At 64.9% G+C, this 16,729-nt stretch carries 15 protein-coding genes; 8 read left to right on the forward strand and 7 right to left on the reverse strand.

Annotation, left to right across the window (positions count from 1 at the left end; all coding sequences use genetic code 11):
* Nucleotides 1–285: 285 nt before the first annotated feature.
* Together HZB49_RS28100 and HZB49_RS28105 are read right to left on the reverse strand one after the other, a co-directional pair.
* Nucleotides 286–2,580 carry a molybdopterin cofactor-binding domain-containing protein gene (locus HZB49_RS28100; RefSeq protein WP_291617396.1) on the reverse strand — a complete coding sequence of 765 codons (2,295 nt, stop codon included), beginning with the start codon at nt 2,578–2,580 and terminating at the stop codon, nt 286–288.
* Entirely contained in the window at nt 2,577–3,068 is a 492-nt protein-coding gene (locus HZB49_RS28105; RefSeq protein ID WP_291617397.1) for a (2Fe-2S)-binding protein, read from the reverse strand. Before HZB49_RS28105 ends, HZB49_RS28100 begins: the two co-directional genes overlap by 4 nt.
* 309 nt (nt 3,069–3,377) lie before the next feature.
* Between HZB49_RS28105 and HZB49_RS28110 the strand changes: the two genes are divergently transcribed.
* From HZB49_RS28110 to HZB49_RS28120, 3 genes are all read left to right on the forward strand, one after another.
* Nucleotides 3,378–4,166 (forward strand): alpha/beta fold hydrolase, encoded by a 789-nt coding sequence (locus HZB49_RS28110; RefSeq protein WP_291617398.1) that lies wholly within the window; start codon nt 3,378–3,380, stop codon nt 4,164–4,166.
* A gap of 74 nt (nt 4,167–4,240) precedes the next feature.
* Nucleotides 4,241–4,531 (forward strand): hypothetical protein, encoded by a 291-nt coding sequence (locus HZB49_RS28115; RefSeq protein WP_291617491.1) that lies wholly within the window; start codon nt 4,241–4,243, stop codon nt 4,529–4,531.
* A 114-nt stretch (nt 4,532–4,645) separates the two neighbouring features.
* Nucleotides 4,646–5,320 carry a dienelactone hydrolase family protein gene (locus HZB49_RS28120; protein ID WP_291617399.1) on the forward strand — a complete coding sequence of 225 codons (675 nt, stop codon included), beginning with the start codon at nt 4,646–4,648 and terminating at the stop codon, nt 5,318–5,320.
* Nucleotides 5,321–5,470: 150 nt separating this feature from the next.
* On the opposite strand, the gene HZB49_RS28125 is transcribed toward HZB49_RS28120, so the two are convergent.
* The 4 genes from HZB49_RS28125 to HZB49_RS28140 form a co-directional block, all read right to left on the reverse strand.
* Nucleotides 5,471–6,484 carry a tripartite tricarboxylate transporter substrate binding protein gene (locus HZB49_RS28125; protein WP_291617400.1) on the reverse strand — a complete coding sequence of 338 codons (1,014 nt, stop codon included), beginning with the start codon at nt 6,482–6,484 and terminating at the stop codon, nt 5,471–5,473.
* A 247-nt stretch (nt 6,485–6,731) separates the two neighbouring features.
* The gene (locus tag HZB49_RS28130; RefSeq protein WP_291617401.1) at nt 6,732–7,376 is read right to left on the reverse strand and encodes a polysaccharide biosynthesis/export family protein; all 645 of its coding nucleotides are present in this window, start codon (nt 7,374–7,376) and stop codon (nt 6,732–6,734) included.
* Nucleotides 7,377–7,514: 138 nt separating this feature from the next.
* Nucleotides 7,515–8,174, reverse strand: a complete 660-nt coding sequence (gene msrA, locus HZB49_RS28135) for a peptide-methionine (S)-S-oxide reductase MsrA (protein ID WP_291617402.1) — start codon at nt 8,172–8,174, stop codon at nt 7,515–7,517.
* A 111-nt stretch (nt 8,175–8,285) separates the two neighbouring features.
* Nucleotides 8,286–8,603 carry a hypothetical protein gene (locus HZB49_RS28140; protein ID WP_291617403.1) on the reverse strand — a complete coding sequence of 106 codons (318 nt, stop codon included), beginning with the start codon at nt 8,601–8,603 and terminating at the stop codon, nt 8,286–8,288.
* A 330-nt stretch (nt 8,604–8,933) separates the two neighbouring features.
* Here HZB49_RS28140 and rpsT point away from each other — a divergent pair, with 330 nt between their 5' ends.
* From rpsT to recF, 5 genes are all read left to right on the forward strand, one after another.
* Nucleotides 8,934–9,200 carry a 30S ribosomal protein S20 gene (gene rpsT, locus HZB49_RS28145; RefSeq protein WP_291617404.1) on the forward strand — a complete coding sequence of 89 codons (267 nt, stop codon included), beginning with the start codon at nt 8,934–8,936 and terminating at the stop codon, nt 9,198–9,200.
* A 1,203-nt stretch (nt 9,201–10,403) separates the two neighbouring features.
* Nucleotides 10,404–11,834 carry a chromosomal replication initiator protein DnaA gene (dnaA, locus tag HZB49_RS28150; protein WP_291617405.1) on the forward strand — a complete coding sequence of 477 codons (1,431 nt, stop codon included), beginning with the start codon at nt 10,404–10,406 and terminating at the stop codon, nt 11,832–11,834.
* Between the two features lie 227 nt (nt 11,835–12,061).
* A complete protein-coding gene (dnaN, locus tag HZB49_RS28155; RefSeq protein WP_291617406.1) occupies nt 12,062–13,180 on the forward strand; it encodes a DNA polymerase III subunit beta in 1,119 nt (372 codons plus the stop codon).
* A gap of 61 nt (nt 13,181–13,241) precedes the next feature.
* Nucleotides 13,242–13,607 (forward strand): DUF559 domain-containing protein, encoded by a 366-nt coding sequence (locus HZB49_RS28160; protein WP_291617492.1) that lies wholly within the window; start codon nt 13,242–13,244, stop codon nt 13,605–13,607.
* Between the two features lie 83 nt (nt 13,608–13,690).
* Nucleotides 13,691–14,830 (forward strand): DNA replication/repair protein RecF, encoded by a 1,140-nt coding sequence (gene recF, locus HZB49_RS28165; RefSeq protein ID WP_291617407.1) that lies wholly within the window; start codon nt 13,691–13,693, stop codon nt 14,828–14,830.
* Here the strand turns inward: recF and HZB49_RS28170 are convergent, their stop codons facing one another.
* Complete coding sequence (locus HZB49_RS28170; protein ID WP_291617408.1) at nt 14,831–16,705, reverse strand: acyltransferase family protein; 1,875 nt, start codon at nt 16,703–16,705, stop codon at nt 14,831–14,833.
* Between the last annotated feature and the right edge of the window lie 24 nt (nt 16,706–16,729).

Genomic DNA, 16,729 nt, shown 5'->3' on the forward strand with positions numbered 1-16,729 from the left:
ACCGTCTGCAATTCTCTCGCTGTCCCTTCGGAAGCCGGCCTGGCGGTCGCGCACTCCGGTCCGAATCTTGTCTGTATCCATTCATCGCAACCTCCTTGGCTGAAGTGTTGCGACGACCGGTTGAATCCGCCCAGTACGCCGCGGCCCCTCGATCAATCAGAAGCGCCTCTGGAATACTGGATCACCCGCTTTCGCGGGTGACGACGGCGCGGCAGGCGGCCAAAAAAAATCCGCCGGAGAAAATCTCCGGCGGATCCCTATCGTCTTGCGAAGGCGAAACGCGCTTTAGGCCTTCATCGCCGCCTTCACCGCCGCCGTCGTGATCGGCAGCGCGCGCACGCGGGCGCCGCAGGCGTTGAAGATCGCGTTGCCGAGCGCAGGCGCAACCACCGTGACCGCCGGCTCGCCGACGCCGGTCGGCTTGTCGCCGTTAGCGATGACGTTGACGGCCACTTCCGGCACCTGGCTCATGCGCAGCGGCTTGTAGGTGTCGAAGTTGGTCTGCTCAATGCCGCCATCCTTCAGCGTCGCCCTTTCATACATGGCGAGCGAAAGGCCCCACAACGCCGCGCCCTCGACCTGGGCACGGATGTTGTCGGGGTGCACCTGCATGCCGACGTCGGTGGCAACCGTCAGCTTCTTGACCTTGACCTCGCCCGACGGCGCCACCGCGACATGGGCGACGCAGGCGGTCCAGCTCGCAGTCGCCCGCTCCTGCGACGACACGCAGGCAACGCCCATGCCCTCGCCCTTCGGCAATTTGGTGCTGCCGTAGCCCGCCATGCCCATCGCCGCGAGCAGCGTGTTGCGCAGGCGTTGCGCGCCGCCGTCGTTCTTGCCCTTGCCGTCGAGCAGCGCGATCCGGAACTGCGCCGGATCCTTGCCCGCGGCATCGGCGAGTTCGTCGATCATGCTTTCGACCGCCCAGAACGTCCAGCCTGGCGCCACCGACCGCAACTGGCCGGAGGGCGTCGCGTTCTGCGCCAGCTCGTTGAGGATGGCGCGGACGTTGTGGTTGGGCACGGAGTAGAAGAAGTCCGCGCCGTTGACGGTGAACCCGTCGAGCGCGCCCTTCTTGTCGACCGCGGGCGTCAGGAAGTCGGGGATGCCCCAGCGCTTGGTCGGCCAGGCACTGACCACGTCGTGGTTGAGCGCGATCAGCTTGCCGTCGGCGTCGAGGCCGGCCTTCACTTTCTGATAGGTGAGCGGGCGCGAATAATCCATGGTCATGTCGTTTTCGCGCGAGTAGATCACCTTGACCGGCTTGCCGACGGCTTTCGCCGCCTGCACGGCCGGCACCATCATGTCGGCGTCGAGACGCCGGCCGAAGCCGCCGCCCAGCCACATCTGGTGCATCACCACGAATTTCGGATCGATCCCGGCGGCACCGGCGGCAATCGCGCCGGAGCGCGTTGCGAACTGGTTGCCGGAATAGATGTGCAGGATGTCCTTCTGGAACTCCGCCGTGGCGTTCATCGGCTCCATCGGCGCGTGGATGTTGATGTTGGTGGTGTATTCCGCCTCCAGCACCTTCGCCGCGGTCGGGAACGCCGCCGCGGTGTCGCCGTCCTTGACGAAGAAGAAGCCGGAGTCATCCAGACCCTGCAGCCGCTTGGCCTCGGCGAGCAACGTGTCGCTCGACACCTTGGCATGCGGGCCGTTGTCATAGGTTATCTTCAACGCGGCCGCCGCCTTCGCGGCATTGGCATAGGTATTGGCGACCGCCACCACCCAACCGCTGGTGCTGCCGGTCTTGTCGTCGAGCGTCACCGCCGTGATGAAGCCCGGCACCTTCTTGGCGGCGCTGTCGTCGACCGATTTCACGGTGGCGCCGAAGCGCACCGGCGGGGTGATGACCTTGCCGTAGACCATGCCCGGCAGCATGACGTCGATGCCGAACTTGGCCGTGCCGTTGCTCTTGGAGGGGATGTCGAGCTGTGGCACCGAGACGCCGATCAGCGTGTACTGATCCGGGGTCTTCAGCTTGAGCGCCTTCAATTCGTCCGGCGTGAACGTCTTGGTCGCCTTGCCGCTCTTGACGATGTCGGCGAAGCTCATCGACTTCTTCGACTTCGGATGCGAGACCGTGGAATTGCGCACCACGAGTTCGCCCGCCGGCACTCCCAAGGAGCCGGCTGCGGCTTCGGTCAGCGCGATCCGCCCGGCGGCGCCGGCACGGCTCATCGCATCGAAGTTCATCATGGTCGACCAGCTGCCGCCGGTGATCTGCGCCCCCAGCACGGGGTCGTTGAACTTCGGATCGTTGGAGGCGAGTTGCACCCGCATGTCCTTCCAGCTGGCGCCGAGCTCTTCGCAGACGATCTGCGCCATGGTGGAGGCGATGTGCTGACCCATGTCGGCCTTGCCGCAGGTCACGGTGACGAGCCCGTCCGGCGAGATGGAATACCAGACGCTGGGATCGAAATTCGCGGGTGCGGCGAGCGCGGAATCGGCCCCGAGCAGGCCAGGCACGGCGGAATAGCCGAGCGCCAGTCCTGCGGCGGCTGACGTGCCGACGAGGAAGGAGCGGCGGCTCAGATCGGCGGATACGCCCGCCGCGGGTTTGACGTGCTTGTTCATGTGGGCCTCCGCTCGCTGCCGGAGTTGGACGCCGTGCGCATGTCGGCGGCGGCGCGCATGATCGCCTTCTGGATCCGCGAATAGGTCATGCAGCGGCAGAGATTGCCGTCCATGTGCGCGACCACTTCTTCCCGGGTCGGATTGGAATTCTTCGCAAGCAGCGCGGCCGCCTGCATGATCTGCCCGGACTGGCAGTAGCCGCATTGCGGCACCTGCTCGGCGATCCAGGCCTTCTGCAGCGGATGATCGCTCTTGGCGGCAAGGCCTTCGATGGTGGTGACCTTCTTGCCGACGGCATCGCCGACCAGCGTCTGGCAGGAGCGCACGGCCTCGCCGTTGACATGAACCGTGCAAGCGCCGCACAGACCTGCGCCGCAGCCGAACTTCGTGCCGGTCATCTGCAATTGCTCGCGGATGACCCAAAGCAGCGGCGTATCATTGTCCGCTTCGACGGACACATTCCGTCCGTTGATATTCAGGTTGGGCATTTCCTCTCCCCTTCCGGTGTACGAGGCCGCTTACGGCGGCTCCTCACTGTTCGGGATCGCTGGCGGCCCACCGGGTAAGCGGCCGAGCGGCGCGCAGCATGACACCGATCGTGTTTCGAGGCAATGCAATTTGGAATTGATCGAAGGAGAATTTGATTCCCGTCGTCAGCTTGTGCGTTGCGGAAAGGATTGGCCGCAGCGCTGTCGATCGAGTTCCCATAACGTGGGCACCATCCCTCATTTCTGCATTTCTCATTCCGGCCCGGAAGGCGCTAAGCTGCCGGACAACGCAAAAGACGAGGAAGCGCAATGCCCAGGCTCAACCGCGACGGGGTGAACATCCATTACGAGGTTCATGGCAGCGGCCCACCGCTGATCCTGACCCATGGCTACTCGTCGACATCGGCCATGTGGCAAGGCCAGATCGCGGCGCTTTCGCGGCACTACAAGCTCGTGCTCTGGGACATGCGCGGCCACGGCCAGTCCGACTACCCGGCGGATGCGGCGGCCTACAGCGAAGCGCTGACGGTGGCCGACATCGCCGCGCTGCTCGATGCGGTCGGCGCCGACAAGGCGATCGTCGGAGGCCTGTCGCTCGGCGGCTACATGTCGCTGGCCTTCTATCGCAGCCATCCCGAGCGGGTACGCGCGCTGCTGATCATCGATACCGGCCCGGGCTTCAAGAAGGACGATGCCCGCGATGCCTGGAACAAGCGCGCGCATGAGACGGCGGAGCGCTTCGACCGCGAGGGCCTTGCCGTGCTGAAGTCGCTCAGCGCCGAGCGCGCCAGCGTCAGCCATCGCGACGCATCCGGGCTCGCCAAGGCGGCGCGCGGCATGCTGACCCAGCGCGACGCCAGCGTGATGGAGACCCTGCCGGCCATCAAGGTGCCTTCGCTGGTCGTGGTCGGCGCCGACGATACGCCGTTCCTGGCCGCCTCCGACTACATGGCGGCGAAGATTGCGGGCGCGGAAAAGGTGGTGATCCCGGCCGCCGGCCACGCCGCCAACATCGATCAGCCCAAGGCTTTCAATGACGCGGTGCTGACGTTCCTCGACCGGCTCGACGGCAGGCAGGCGCAGAGGGCGGCATCGTGAAGCCATTTTTCGTCGCGTCCCTGCTGCTGGCTGCGGCCACCTCTCCGGCCTTGTCACCGGCCTTTTCACCGGCCTTGGCGCAGGGACTGCCGCCGCTCGGCGGCCCCTACCCGCCGCCCTTCACCGCGACGCTGTCGAACAACATTCCCCTCGCCCACGGCATGACCGCCGACGAAGCCGCCTTCGCGCTCGGCGTTCCCCTCAGCTATGTCCGCGGCCTTCCGGGCGACGAGATTTTCCTGGCTTTCCGCGGCTATGGCGGCAGCGGCCTGTTCCCCAAGCGCGACCGGCTCTATCTGCAATTCCGCAAGGGCAGGCTCGCCGGCTGGAAGGGCGACTGGGGCCATAACTGGATGTGGCAGTGAGCATGATCCCGAAAAGTGGGAACCGGTTTTCGGACAAGATCATGCTCAAGACAAAGATGGCCGCCTGCCCTCTTCCGCTCAGGATCAACAACCCGAACCAAGGATGGATGACCCGTGGGACAAGACCTCACTTTGACAGCATCGGATGGTTTCAAACCCGGCGCCTACCGCGCCGATCCCAAGGGCGCGCCGAAGGGCGCCATCGTCGTGATCCAGGAGATTTTCGGCGTCAATCACCACATCCGCTCGGTTTGCGATCGGCTCGCGGCCGAAGGCTATGTCGCGATCGCGCCCTCGATCTTCGATCGCACCCAGCCGAACTTCCAGTGCGGCTATACGCCCGATGAAATCGCCAATGCTCGCAAGTTCATCGCCAATCCCGACTGGCCGGCGATGCTGCGCGACACGCAGGCGGCCATCGATGCGGTGAAGAATGTCGGCGCGGTCGGCATCGTCGGCTTTTGCCTGGGCGGCAGCATCGCCTATGCCGCGGCGACCAAACTAAACGGCCTTTCGGCAGCGGTCGGTTATTACGGCGGCGCCGTCGTCCGCTTTGCCGACGACAAGCCGAAGGTGCCGACGCAACTGCATTTCGGCGAGAAGGACGCCGGCATTCCGCTGACCGACGTCGAGACCATCAAGTCGAAGCGGCCCGAGGTCGAGGTCTTCATCTATCCCGGCGCGCAGCACGGCTTTCACTGCGACGAGCGCGCCAGTTACGACAAGGCCAGCGCCGACATCGCCTGGCCGCGCAGCCTGGCGTTCTTTGCCAAGTATATGAAGAAATAGGCGAGATTCTCTCCTCTCGTCATTCCGGGGCGTGCGAAGCACGAGCTATGATGCGCAATTGCGCATCTGAGAATCCATAGCCACCATCGGGAGTATGGATTCCGGGCCCGCGCCAAGTGGCGCGTCCCGGAATGACGGAGGAGAGAGCTCTCACTCGCCCTTGACGCCGACGGCCTTGACGACGTCGGCCCATCGCGCGTGATCGCGGCGCAGGACGGACTCGAATGTTTCCGCCGTTCCGCCGACCGGCATCAGGCTGACGGCCTCGAGCCCGGCAACGCCTTCGGGCGAAGCGATGATGCGGGCAAGCTCCGCGGAAAGCTTTTGTACGATGTTCTTGGGCGTGCCGGCAGGCACGAACACGCCGACCCAGCCTTCGGCCTCGAAGCCGGAGAAGCCGAGCTCGGCGAGCGTCGGCACATCAGGCATGTGCGTGCGGCGCTTTTCGCCGCCGATCGCCAGCGCCCTGATCTTGCCGGCCTTGATCTGGGGGCCGGCCGTGGTCAGGTCGAGAAAGGCCGCCGTCACGGTGTTGCCGAGCAGGTCGTTCAGCAGCGGCGCCGCTCCACGGTAGGGCACGTGGGTCATGTCAATGCCGGCCTTCTTCTTTAGAAGCTCGCCGTAGAGATGCGATGTCGTGGCGTTGCCGAATGAGCCATAGGGCAGCTTGCCGGGATTGGCCTTGGCCAGATCGATCAGCTCCTTGACGGACTTGATCGGCTGCTGCTCGGGCACCGTCAGGACGATGGTCGACAGTGCGACCTGGGTGACCGGCGCGAGATCCTTGAAGACGTCATAGGGCAGAGTGGCAACGAGGCTCGGTGCCTGGATGATCTGGGTGATCGCGATCAGGACGGTGTAGCCGTCGGGCTGGGCCTTGGCGACGTAGTCATTGCCGACTACGCCACCGGCGCCGGACTTGTTCTCCACGATGACCGGCTGCTTCCAGGCTTCCGACAGCTTGTTGGCGAGCAGGCGGGCCGAAACGTCGGTGGCGCCGCCGGCAGGATACGGCACGACGAAGGTGATGCGCCGGCTGGGATAGGAGTCGGCTTGCGCCGATGCGGGCTGCGAGGACGCAGACAGGGCCGTTGCGGCGACCGATGCCAGAATGGCTGCCGCGGTCGCCACACTCGCAATGCGAGCAGGGAAATAGTCGTTCATGGTATTGCTCCAGATTGCAGGCACTTGGCCGACAAAACCGGCGCGCCTCGATTGATCTGGATGCCCTCTTACTCCGCCGGGTCCTCGACCGGAACATCGCATCGCGCATAGGGGGTTGCTTGCGCTGATTCACCGCAGCGAATGCAACGGTATGCGATAACTAACGGCTGTTGGAGCTGCGACGGGCGCGCGCCTCGTAGCGCGTTGACGCAAGTCGGCGCCTGCTGCGATCGGGTGGCGGGCGGTTCTAGAACCAGCGCTCGCCGACGAGCACGGTATCGCCGGGACTGATTGGCGTGCCCGGCGGCGCAATGCTGCGCGAGGTGCCGGCGGCATCGGTGTGCGTGATCGTGACACGGTCCTTGCGTGCGCGCGGCGAGAAGCCGCCGGCGATTGCCACCGCGCTCTCGGCGGTCATGTTGGGCACGTAGGGATACTGGCCGGGCGCCTGCACTTCGCCGAGGATGAAGAAGGGACGATAGGACTCGACCTCGACTGCGACCGACGGCTCGCGGATAAAGCCGTTGCGCAGGCGCGCGGCGATGTCGGCGGCGAGGCCTTGTGGCGTGCGGCCGCGCGCAGGCACGGCACCGATCAAGGGCATCGTGATGGTGCCGCCGGCGCTGATCGAATAGGTGTTGGTGAGGCCTTCCTGGCCGTAGACCACGACGCGCAGCTTGTCGCCGGCATCGAGATGATAGGGCACGTCGTAAGGCACAGGTGCGGGCGCCGCATAGGCGACCGGAACAGGCGCGGGCCCGGCATAGGCGATAGTGTCGAGGCTTCCCTGGGGGCTCACGGCAACGGGCGCAGTCCTGCGCATGCAGCCCGACAGCGCAAGCGCGGTCATGGCGGCGATGATCGGCAGACGAAACGCGCGCGCAACCCGCACCGGAGCCATCCCTCAAAGCGAGACGGCTCCAGTTTTGCACCCGTTATGGTTAACAAATGGTGGATGGGCTCCCCCGCCCCGCATCCGCCTTCGTCAAGGCTTCGGCAGGACAAGGGCGGGGAGAGGCGAAGGAGCAGATCAGGCCGCGTTGACGCCGACGCCGATCGGGCAGGACACGCCGGTGCCGCCGAGGCCGCAATAGCCCGCCGGGTTCTTGGCGAGATATTGCTGATGATAGTCCTCGGCGAAATAGAACGGGCCCGAGGCCCCGATCTCGGTGGTGATCCCGCCAAGGCCCTTGGCCGCCAGCGCCTTCTGGTACGTCGCCTTCGAGGCGTCGGCGGCTTTCTTCTGCGCTTGCCCGAAGGTGTAGATCGCGGAGCGATATTGCGTGCCGACGTCGTTGCCCTGGCGCATGCCCTGCGTCGGGTTGTGATTTTCCCAGAACGTCTTCAGCAATTTCTCGTAGGAGACCTTCTTGGGGTCGTACACCACGAGCACGACTTCGGTGTGGCCGGTGCGGCCCGAGCAGACCTCTTCATAGGTCGGGTTCGGCGTATGGCCGCCGGCATAGCCGACCGCGGTGGCGAAGATGCCCTCGCCGATCTCCCAGAATTTTCGCTCCGCGCCCCAGAAACAGCCGAGCCCGAACACCGCCTGTTCGAGGCCTTCAGGATAGGGCGGCTGCAGCGCGCTCCCGTTGACGAAATGGCGCGTGGCGGTCGGGATCGGCGTGGCGCGGCCCGGCAAAGCTTCGGACGCGCTCGGCAGCGCGGTGGTCTTGCGCATGAAAAACATGGACTACCTCCAGGCGGGACTTTCGGCCGAGGCGGCAGACGGCCCAGGCCGCGTGACATCCAATATATGTCTTTACGCAAGCCTTGGCAGTCCCGTTACGACGGCAAGCTATCAGTCCCGGGAATAGCCGATCAGGGGTTTCCGCGGGCGGAACAGGATCATCAGCAGGATGCCAAGGACGCCCATGACGGCAAAGACCGGCTGATCCAGCACCACCTTGACCACGCTGTTCCAGAGCCAGGGCGCGTGACCTTCGATCCAGACCCGAAAAGCCTGCTGGCTGGATTGGTGGACGTCGTTCCAGAACTGGCCGAACCGGGTGAACCTCAGGTTTTGGTCGGCGACCCAGCGGGCGCCGTCATAGACCACGAAGATGAATCCGCCGGCCAGCAGCAACAGCCCGATCAGTCGGAAGAAACTGCGGATCATGTATCACCCCAATTGCGCGCGCCCCTGAAATGCCGTCAGCCAATACCGGGGGGCCCTGAGAAATTCAACCTCTTCAGCACCTTATCGCCCACCCCGGACGGCATCCAAAGACCCACTTCGGGCCCGGAAAGCGTTGACGCTTGCCGGTACGCCCTCTATAAGACCGGCCAATGGCGGCGGGCGCAATCCCGCCGCCGCTGTTCTTTGAGCGGCGTCGCGCCCTGGAGAACACCGGAACACATATCAGCGTCGATTGCGAGATTGGAGCGCCGGGGCGATAGCCGAGCCCGGCCAGCCGCGGTCGGTACCTGTCGAAGGAATTTTGAAGAGATGGCCAATACCACTTCCGCCAAGAAGGCGACCCGCAAGATTGCCCGCCGCACCGTCGTCAACAAGGCGCGCCGGACCAAGCTGCGCACCGCGGTGCGTTCCGTCGAGGAGGCGATCAAGAGCGGCGACCGCAACGCGGCGGTCACGGCGATGAAGCGCGCCGAGCCGGAACTGATGAAGGCGGCTCAGAAGAACATCATTCACCGCAACAACGCGAACCGCAAGGTTTCGCGCCTGACGCATCAGATCGCGAAGCTCGGCAAGTGAGCCGGCATCAGAACTGACAAAAAGAGAAATTCGTCAAAGGCCCGGTTCACCGGGCCTTTTCTTTTTGCGATGCGCCGTTCGACGTTCTTAATTGCTGGTCGCGACAACGCGTGTCATAGTCAAACACAACATATTTCTTTGGAGCTCCCGTATTTTTGCGAGTTCCCCGGAAAAGCGCGGCGCGTTTTTGCGCAACTGCGAGAAGGCCGCGTCCCACAGGGCTAACTTGCGACGGCAAGCCGACGGCGCGGCACGGGTTACCCGAAAATTTAATCGCGAAAAGCGCCGTCTCGCTAATTACTTATCCACATAGCGTTCGCACTCATTTTGAAAACCGCCTTGCGAAGCGGTGAACGTGAAAATTTTGCGAAAATTTTTTGCGGGTGCTGCCTGATTTGTCACATGCGCGAATCTGCACGCTCTTTCAAACTCTTGGTTTCGCGATCCGCGCGTGCAGCGTTGCAACAGTCGCCAAGAGTCACGACCCCCGTGAAATTCCGTGATTGTCAGAATTGCACCATGGTGTAGTTATTAAATCGCTCGCGGCGTTCAGCGGTTTTCCAGACCAGCGCGGTTTGAGAACTCTGAACGGACGTGCAAATCGGCGGCGGTGTGCGCGTAGCGACGCTTTCCAAGCGATGCTGGGTTCGTAACTCATAGCAATATGAGAACGGCTGTCCTGTGTCCAAATTTCCCCGAGCGCTACATGCGCTTCCAATGGGGGAGACGGGCACCGGACCAAGGCGGAGACGGGAAAGCGGAGCCTGCAGGCGGGTTGAAGCGAACGGACTGAGGTACGCGGCGTAGCGGCGCCGGACATCGGCAGCGGCGAACTGAAGTCGGAATCACTGGCGACATGAATGACTCGCCGCGAGGTATCGCGGCGAGAGGGGGAGGCAGCATGCTTTACGGAATCCGCGCGGCATTGAACCAAATGCATTTTTCCCATGAATCCGTATTTGCGAACTCCGGCTCCGAATCTGCCCAGTTCCACGTGCCTGCTCCGGGGAGACCGTCGAGTACGCGCTGACCTCGCGAAGCGACTTTTCTTTTCAGTGGATGATTGAGCTTGGCGGCATTTTCGCCGCACGGCCGATCTATGCCCTGAAGAAGTCGATTTCTGCTCGAGGTCACGCCGTGCGGCATCAAACGTGCACGGCGATTTCACAACACGGTATTCCTCTTTGAGAAAAGTTTTCGGCAATGACAAATACAGAACAGGATCGCTGGTCGCGGGTGAAGGGCAGGTTGCGGACGAGCGTTGGCGAGGACGTCTACACCAGCTGGTTTGCGCGCATGGATCTCGAAGGCGTGCAGGATGAAAGCGTGCACCTGTCGGTGCCGACGCGGTTCCTGAAGAGCTGGATCCAGGCTCATTATGCCGAGCGCGTGCTGTCGGCCTGGCAGGCAGAGATGCCGGAAGTGCATCGCATCGACCTCACGGTGCGCTCGGCGATGCGCTGCGCGACGCCTGCCAAGGAGGCAGCGGCCCCGGTCGAGGCACGCCGTCCCGAGCGGAACGATGCGCGACCGATGCAGGAACTGCGTGCGGTTGCGACCGCCCCGGTTTCCGCCAGCCATGACGCGCTCGGCGGCTCGCCGCTCGATCCGCGCCTGACCTTTGCAAGCTTCGTCGTCGGCCGGTCCAACACGCTGGCGCATGCCGCCGCGCGTCAGGTCGCCGAAGGGCGCCGCGGCGATGCGGTGATGTTCAACCCGCTCTACATCCATGCCGGCGTTGGCCTGGGCAAGACGCATCTGTTGCAGGCGGTGACCTGGGCCGGCAATGCGGCGGGCGAGCGCAAGGTGCTCTACCTCACCGCGGAAAAATTCATGTACGGCTTCGTCGCCGCGCTGAAGACGCAGACGGCGCTGGCCTTCAAGGAAGCGCTGCGCGGCATCGATGTACTTGTCATCGACGACCTGCAGTTCCTGCAGGGCAAGTCGACGCAGGCCGAGTTCTGCCACACCCTGAACGCGCTGATCGATGCCGGCCGCCAGGTGGTGATCGCAGCCGACCGTCCGCCGTCCGATCTGGAGAGCCTGGACGACCGCGTGCGCTCGCGGCTGGCGGGCGGTCTCGTGGTGGAGATGGGCTCGCTCGGCGAGGAACTGCGGCTCGGCATTCTGAAGTCGCGCGTCGCCGCAGCCCGCGCCCATCATGCGAGCTTCGACGTGCCCGACCAGGTGCTGGACTATCTGGCCCGCACCATCACCCATAACGGCCGCGATCTCGAAGGCGCGATCAACCGCCTGCTGGCGCACTCCAAGCTCAACAGCCAGCCGGTGACGCTGGAAATGGCCGAGCGCGAGGTGCGCGACCTGATCCGCCCGCAGGAACCGAAGCGGATCAAGATCGAGGACATCCAGCGTGTGGTGGCGCGGCAATATAATGTCAGCCGCTCGGATCTCTTGTCCTCGCGGCGCACCGCCAACGTGGTCCGCCCGCGGCAGGTCGCGATGTACCTCGCCAAGACGCTGACGCTGCGATCGCTGCCCGAAATCGGCCGGCGGTTCGGCGGCCGCGACCACACCACGGTGCTGCACGCGGTGCGCAAGATCGAGGCATTGGTCGCCAGGGACACGGCCTTGTCCGACGAGGTCGAATCGTTGAAGCGCCAGCTGCAGGAATGACCCCGTTCCGGCCCCTCCCCGTCACCCCGGGGAGGGCCGCAAATCCGCTGTAAAACACGGAAAACCGCGCGTCTTTCCCTTGAACTTGCGGCCCTTCCGCGCCAACTTGCGGTCCCCTCGGGGGTTTGGTCAAATCTGCAGTTGACCGGGCTTTTCGGGTCTCAAACGCCGCGGCGCGCCTGCCGGCCGCCCGGCTTTTCCATCTCAGGGATCGGGCGGATATTGCTATGAAGGTTACCGTCGAGCGTGCGCAGCTCCTGAAATCGCTGGGCCACGTGCATCGCGTGGTCGAACGCCGCAACACCATCCCGATCCTCGGCAACGTGCTGGTCCGCGCCGAGAGCGCCAAGCTGTCGCTGAAGGCGACCGACCTCGACCTCGAGGTGACGGAGACGCTGCCGGCGGAAAGCGGAAGCAGCGGGTCCACCACGGTGCCGGCGCACATGTTCTACGACATCGTGCGCAAGCTGCCCGACGGCTCCCAGATCGTGCTGGAGGGCGACGGCGATCGCTCGGTGATGGCGATCCGCGCCGGCCGCTCGCGCTTCACGCTTCAGACGCTGCCGGAGAGCGATTTCCCGGATCTGGCGGCGAGCGACATGACGCATTCGTTCACGCTTCCCGCCGCCGATCTCAAGCGGCTGATCGACCGCTCGCAGTTTGCGATCTCGACCGAAGAGACGCGCTATTATCTCAACGGCATCTATCTGCACACCGCAGGCTCCGCCAAGGCGCAGACCCTGCGCGGCGTCGCCACCGACGGCCATCGGCTGGCGCAGATCGACCTCCCCTTGCCCAAGGGCGCATCCGGCATGCCCGGCGTGATCGTGCCGCGCAAGACGGTCGGCGAGGTGCAGCGCCTGATCGAGGACACCGAGGCCGAAGTCGGCATCGAGCTGTCGCAGGGCAAGATCCGCTTCACCATCGGCCATGTGGTGCTGACCTCGAAACTGATCGACGGCACCTTCCCGGACTACGGCCGCGTCATTCCGCAGAACAACGACAAGGAACTGGTGGTCGACAAGAAGGACTTCGAGGCCGCCGTCGACCGCGTCTCCACCATCTCCAGCGAACGCGGCCGCGCCGTGAAGCTGGCGCTGTCCGCCGGCAAGCTGGTGCTGTCGGTGACCAATCCGGACTCAGGTTCCGCCACCGAAGAGCTCGAGGTCGAGTACGCCTCCGATCCGCTCGATATCGGTTTCAACTCGCGCTACCTCCTCGACATCGCCGCCCAGATCGAGGGCGAGGTCGCGGTGCTGAAGCTCGCCGATCCCGGCTCGCCGACGCTGGTTCAGGACCGCGACAACAAGGGCGCGCTCTACGTCCTGATGCCGATGCGGGTGTGATCCAAAGTACCCTCTCCCCTTGTGGGAGAGGGTGGCGCCGAAGGCGCCGGGTGAGGGGTTCGTGCCGCAAACACCGCGCCATCGGCCAACCGACGAGCGCATCCGCGGGTTCGCCAAGAGGATGCGTCGGGAGCCGACAGATGCAGAAGCCGCGATGTGGCGGCTGTTGCGCGATCGTCGTCTGGGCCATGTCAAGTTTCGCAGACAAGTTCCATTTCAAAACTACATTCTCGACTTCGTCTGCTTCGAGAAATACCTCGTGGTCGAAATCGATGGGAGCCAGCACGCTTCGTCTGAGCGAGATGCAGTCAGGGACGCGAAACTCGCGGCCGAAGGATTTCAAATTGCACGCTACTGGAACAATGATGTGCTACAGCGCCGCAATGCCGTCCTGGAGGACATCCTCGCAAAGCTCGCCGAGCCGTGAGATACCCCTCACCCGTCGCCTCACTTCGTGAGGCGCCACCCTCTCCCACAAGGGGAGAGGGTGAACAGTGCGCTCCTCACTAAATGACCCCCTCCCGCATCCACCGCCTGTCGCTGACGCATTTCCGCAATTACCGTGCGGCGACGATTGCTGCGCGCGGCGATGTGGTGGCGCTGGTCGGGCCGAACGGCGCGGGCAAGACCAATTGCCTGGAAGCGATCTCGTTCCTTTCGCCCGGCCGGGGGTTGCGCCGCGCGACGCTGGAGGATGTGGCCGACAACCAGGGTGACGGCTCCTGGGCGGTCTCCGCCGAGATCGAGGGCGCGCTGGGTCTCGCAACCCTCGGCACCGGCATCGATGCGCCGCATGGCGAGGCCAACGGCACGGCGCGCCGCTGCCGCATCGATCGCGAGCCGGTCGGCTCGGCCACCGCCTTCGGCGATCATCTGCGCATGGTGTGGCTGACGCCGGCGATGGACGGGCTGTTCCTGGGCGCGGCCTCCGAGCGGCGGCGCTTCTTCGACCGCCTGGTGCTGGCCATCGACAGCGAGCATTCCAGCCGCGTCTCGGCACTGGAGCGATCGCTGCGCTCGCGCAACCGCCTGCTGGAAGTGCGCAATTACGACGACCACTGGTGCGGCGCCATCGAGCGCGAGACGGCCGAGCTTGCGGTCGCCGTCGCCGCCACGCGCAGCCAGACCCTGACGAAGCTCGCCGAAATGCTGCGCTCGCGCGGCGCCGCCTCGCCCTTCCCGTCCGCCGGGATCGCGCTCGACGGCTGGATGGAAAACGCGCTCGCCAGCGAGCCCGCAACCTCGGTGGAAGACCGCTACCGCGAAATCCTGCGCACCAGCCGCGCGCGCGACGCCGCAGCCGGGCGCACGCTGGACGGCCCGCATCTCACCGACCTGCAAGTGGTCTACGCGCCGAAAAACATGCCGGCGCGCGATGCCTCGACCGGCGAGCAGAAGGCGCTGCTGATCGGGCTGGTGCTGGCGCATGCCAGCCTGGTAGCCGAGATGACCGGCATCGTGCCGCTGCTGCTGCTCGACGAGGTCGTCGCCCATCTCGATCCGAATCGGCGCAAGGCGCTGTTCGACGAATTGGCAAAGCTCGGCGCGCAGGTCTGGATGACCGGCGCCGATCCCGCCGCCTTCGCCGGCCTCGGCGCATCGGGCGAAATCTTCGACGTCGAATCCGGACAGATCGCGCGTCGGACCTGATTATTTCTGCCCGGGCGGCGGCGTCAGCACGCGGTCGATGATCGCGCCGATCAGAAACTCCGATCCCTTCTCTGAGAGGTGCACCTGGTCGATCGCGACTATATCGGCAGCCGAGTCGCCCAGCCGCGTCAGGCACCCCTCGGCATTGCACAGCACTTCCCGCACCGAGATGATTTCCGCACCCAGCGGCGTCAGCCGCTTGCGCAGCACATCGTCATACCCGGCGTCGGACGCGGCGGCTCCGGCAAGTCGCGCCGGAACCAGGGTTTGATGCAGCATGTAGTGGCGCAGGACTTCGTTCTGCAGCCCGCGCCGCCAGAACGGCACCGGCCCCAGCACGACGACGCGGGCGCCGGCCTGCTTCAGCGCCGTCACGCTTTCCGCAACATTGTCGAGATGCCGCTCCCACGTTCCGTGCAGCAGCACGATGTCGGGCTTCAGCTCCCGCACCAGTCCAAGCACCCTGTCGTTGTTGGGGCGACAATTGGGGTTGCCGGGAATATCGGCATTGAGCGCCGGAAGGCAGGAGCCGGCGGTGAACTGGGCGATGGCAAAATTACGCGTCTGCTGAGCCTTGCGCAGGCCGTGCATCAGTGCGCCCGCGGTGGAATCGCCCCACACCAGCAACAGCGGCCGGCGGCCAGGCTCGGCGCAATCGGCGGCGTAATCGGTCTTCTCGGCAAGGTCGAGCAGGCACTCCTGATACCGCATGTCCGGCGAGCGGCCCGGCGCGGCGACCGCGCGGATTTCCGCCGGCAGGCGGAAGTCGAAGCCGCGCCCCAGCGCCACGACGCCGCCGGCGATGCCGACGAGCGCCATGCCGGCACACAACGCCCATAGCTTGCGCGGGGCCGGCGCGCCGAATCGGATCGGCTTTTCGATGAAGGCATAGGTCGCCCAGGCGAGAACCGTGCTCAGCAGCAGCACCAGCTCGCGCTCCGTCAATGTCAGCGGCTGGAACTTGATGGTGGCGCCGAACACGAGCAGCGGCCAGTGCCAGAGATAGAGCGGGTAGCTGATCAGGCCGATCCAGACCAAGGGCGGGCTCGCCAGCACCGCCCGGCAAATCCAGGCCTCGGGCGCCGACACCAGCAGCGCCGTGCCCGCTACCGGCAAAATCGCCCACCAGCCCGGAAAGGCGCTGTGGCCGTCGAGCAAGGCGGCCGATGCCGCGATCATCGCCGCGCCCGTCCAGGCCCTGATATCGCTGGCGCGCCGTCCCTGGTCGACGCGATCCCAGCTGCAGGCGAGCACCGCGCCCAGCAGCAATTCGAAGGCGCGGGTGAACGGCAGGTAGAACGCCGCGACCGGCTTGGAGCCGATCAGCGCCACGTTGAGGACGAAGGAAGCGATCCCCAGCACCGCAGCGACCGTGACGATCGACATCTTCCGGCGCGCCGCGAGCATCAGGATCAGCGGCCAGGCGAGATAGAACTGTTCCTCGATGCCGAGCGACCACAGATGCAGCAGCGGCTTGCGGGCAGACTCGAGGTCGAAATATCCGGATTGCAGCAGCAGCGCGATATTGGCGAGAAACCCGGCGCTGGCAAACACATCGAGACCAAGCCGCGCATAGAATGCCGGCAGCATGAACACCCAGCCCAGCACCAGCGAGGCGGCGAGCACGACGAGCAGCGCCGGAAAGATGCGGCGGATACGCCTGACATAGAAGGTCAGCAGGCTGAACTGCCCCTGCTCCAGCTCGCGTGCGATGATGCCGGTGATCAGGAAGCCGGAAATGACGAAGAAGACGTCGACGCCGACAAAGCCGCCGGGCATCACGCCTGAGAAGGCGTGAAAGTTCAGCACCAGCATCACCGCAATGGCGCGCAGGCCATCGACATCCGGCCGGTATTTTGACGAGGGCAGCGACAACGACAGCCAATCCCGATTGCGACA

The sequence above is a fragment of the Bradyrhizobium sp. genome (assembly GCF_016219575.1).
In the GTDB taxonomy this organism is placed as follows: domain Bacteria; phylum Pseudomonadota; class Alphaproteobacteria; order Rhizobiales; family Xanthobacteraceae; genus Bradyrhizobium.

What these genes read in the sequence shown, in the direction of transcription:
- msrA (WP_291617402.1), bottom strand. Translation starts at nt 8,174, where the DNA reads ATGTTTTTCATGCGCAAGACCACCGCGCTGCCGAGCGCGTCCGAAGCT.
- recF (WP_291617407.1), top strand. Translation starts at nt 13,691, where the DNA reads ATGACCCCCTCCCGCATCCACCGCCTGTCGCTGACGCATTTCCGCAAT.
- dnaA (WP_291617405.1), top strand. Translation starts at nt 10,404, where the DNA reads ATGACAAATACAGAACAGGATCGCTGGTCGCGGGTGAAGGGCAGGTTG.
- HZB49_RS28125 (WP_291617400.1), bottom strand. Translation starts at nt 6,484, where the DNA reads ATGAACGACTATTTCCCTGCTCGCATTGCGAGTGTGGCGACCGCGGCA.
- rpsT (WP_291617404.1), top strand. Translation starts at nt 8,934, where the DNA reads ATGGCCAATACCACTTCCGCCAAGAAGGCGACCCGCAAGATTGCCCGC.
- HZB49_RS28100 (WP_291617396.1), bottom strand. Translation starts at nt 2,580, where the DNA reads ATGAACAAGCACGTCAAACCCGCGGCGGGCGTATCCGCCGATCTGAGC.
- HZB49_RS28140 (WP_291617403.1), bottom strand. Translation starts at nt 8,603, where the DNA reads ATGATCCGCAGTTTCTTCCGACTGATCGGGCTGTTGCTGCTGGCCGGC.
- HZB49_RS28105 (WP_291617397.1), bottom strand. Translation starts at nt 3,068, where the DNA reads ATGCCCAACCTGAATATCAACGGACGGAATGTGTCCGTCGAAGCGGAC.
- dnaN (WP_291617406.1), top strand. Translation starts at nt 12,062, where the DNA reads ATGAAGGTTACCGTCGAGCGTGCGCAGCTCCTGAAATCGCTGGGCCAC.
- HZB49_RS28110 (WP_291617398.1), top strand. Translation starts at nt 3,378, where the DNA reads ATGCCCAGGCTCAACCGCGACGGGGTGAACATCCATTACGAGGTTCAT.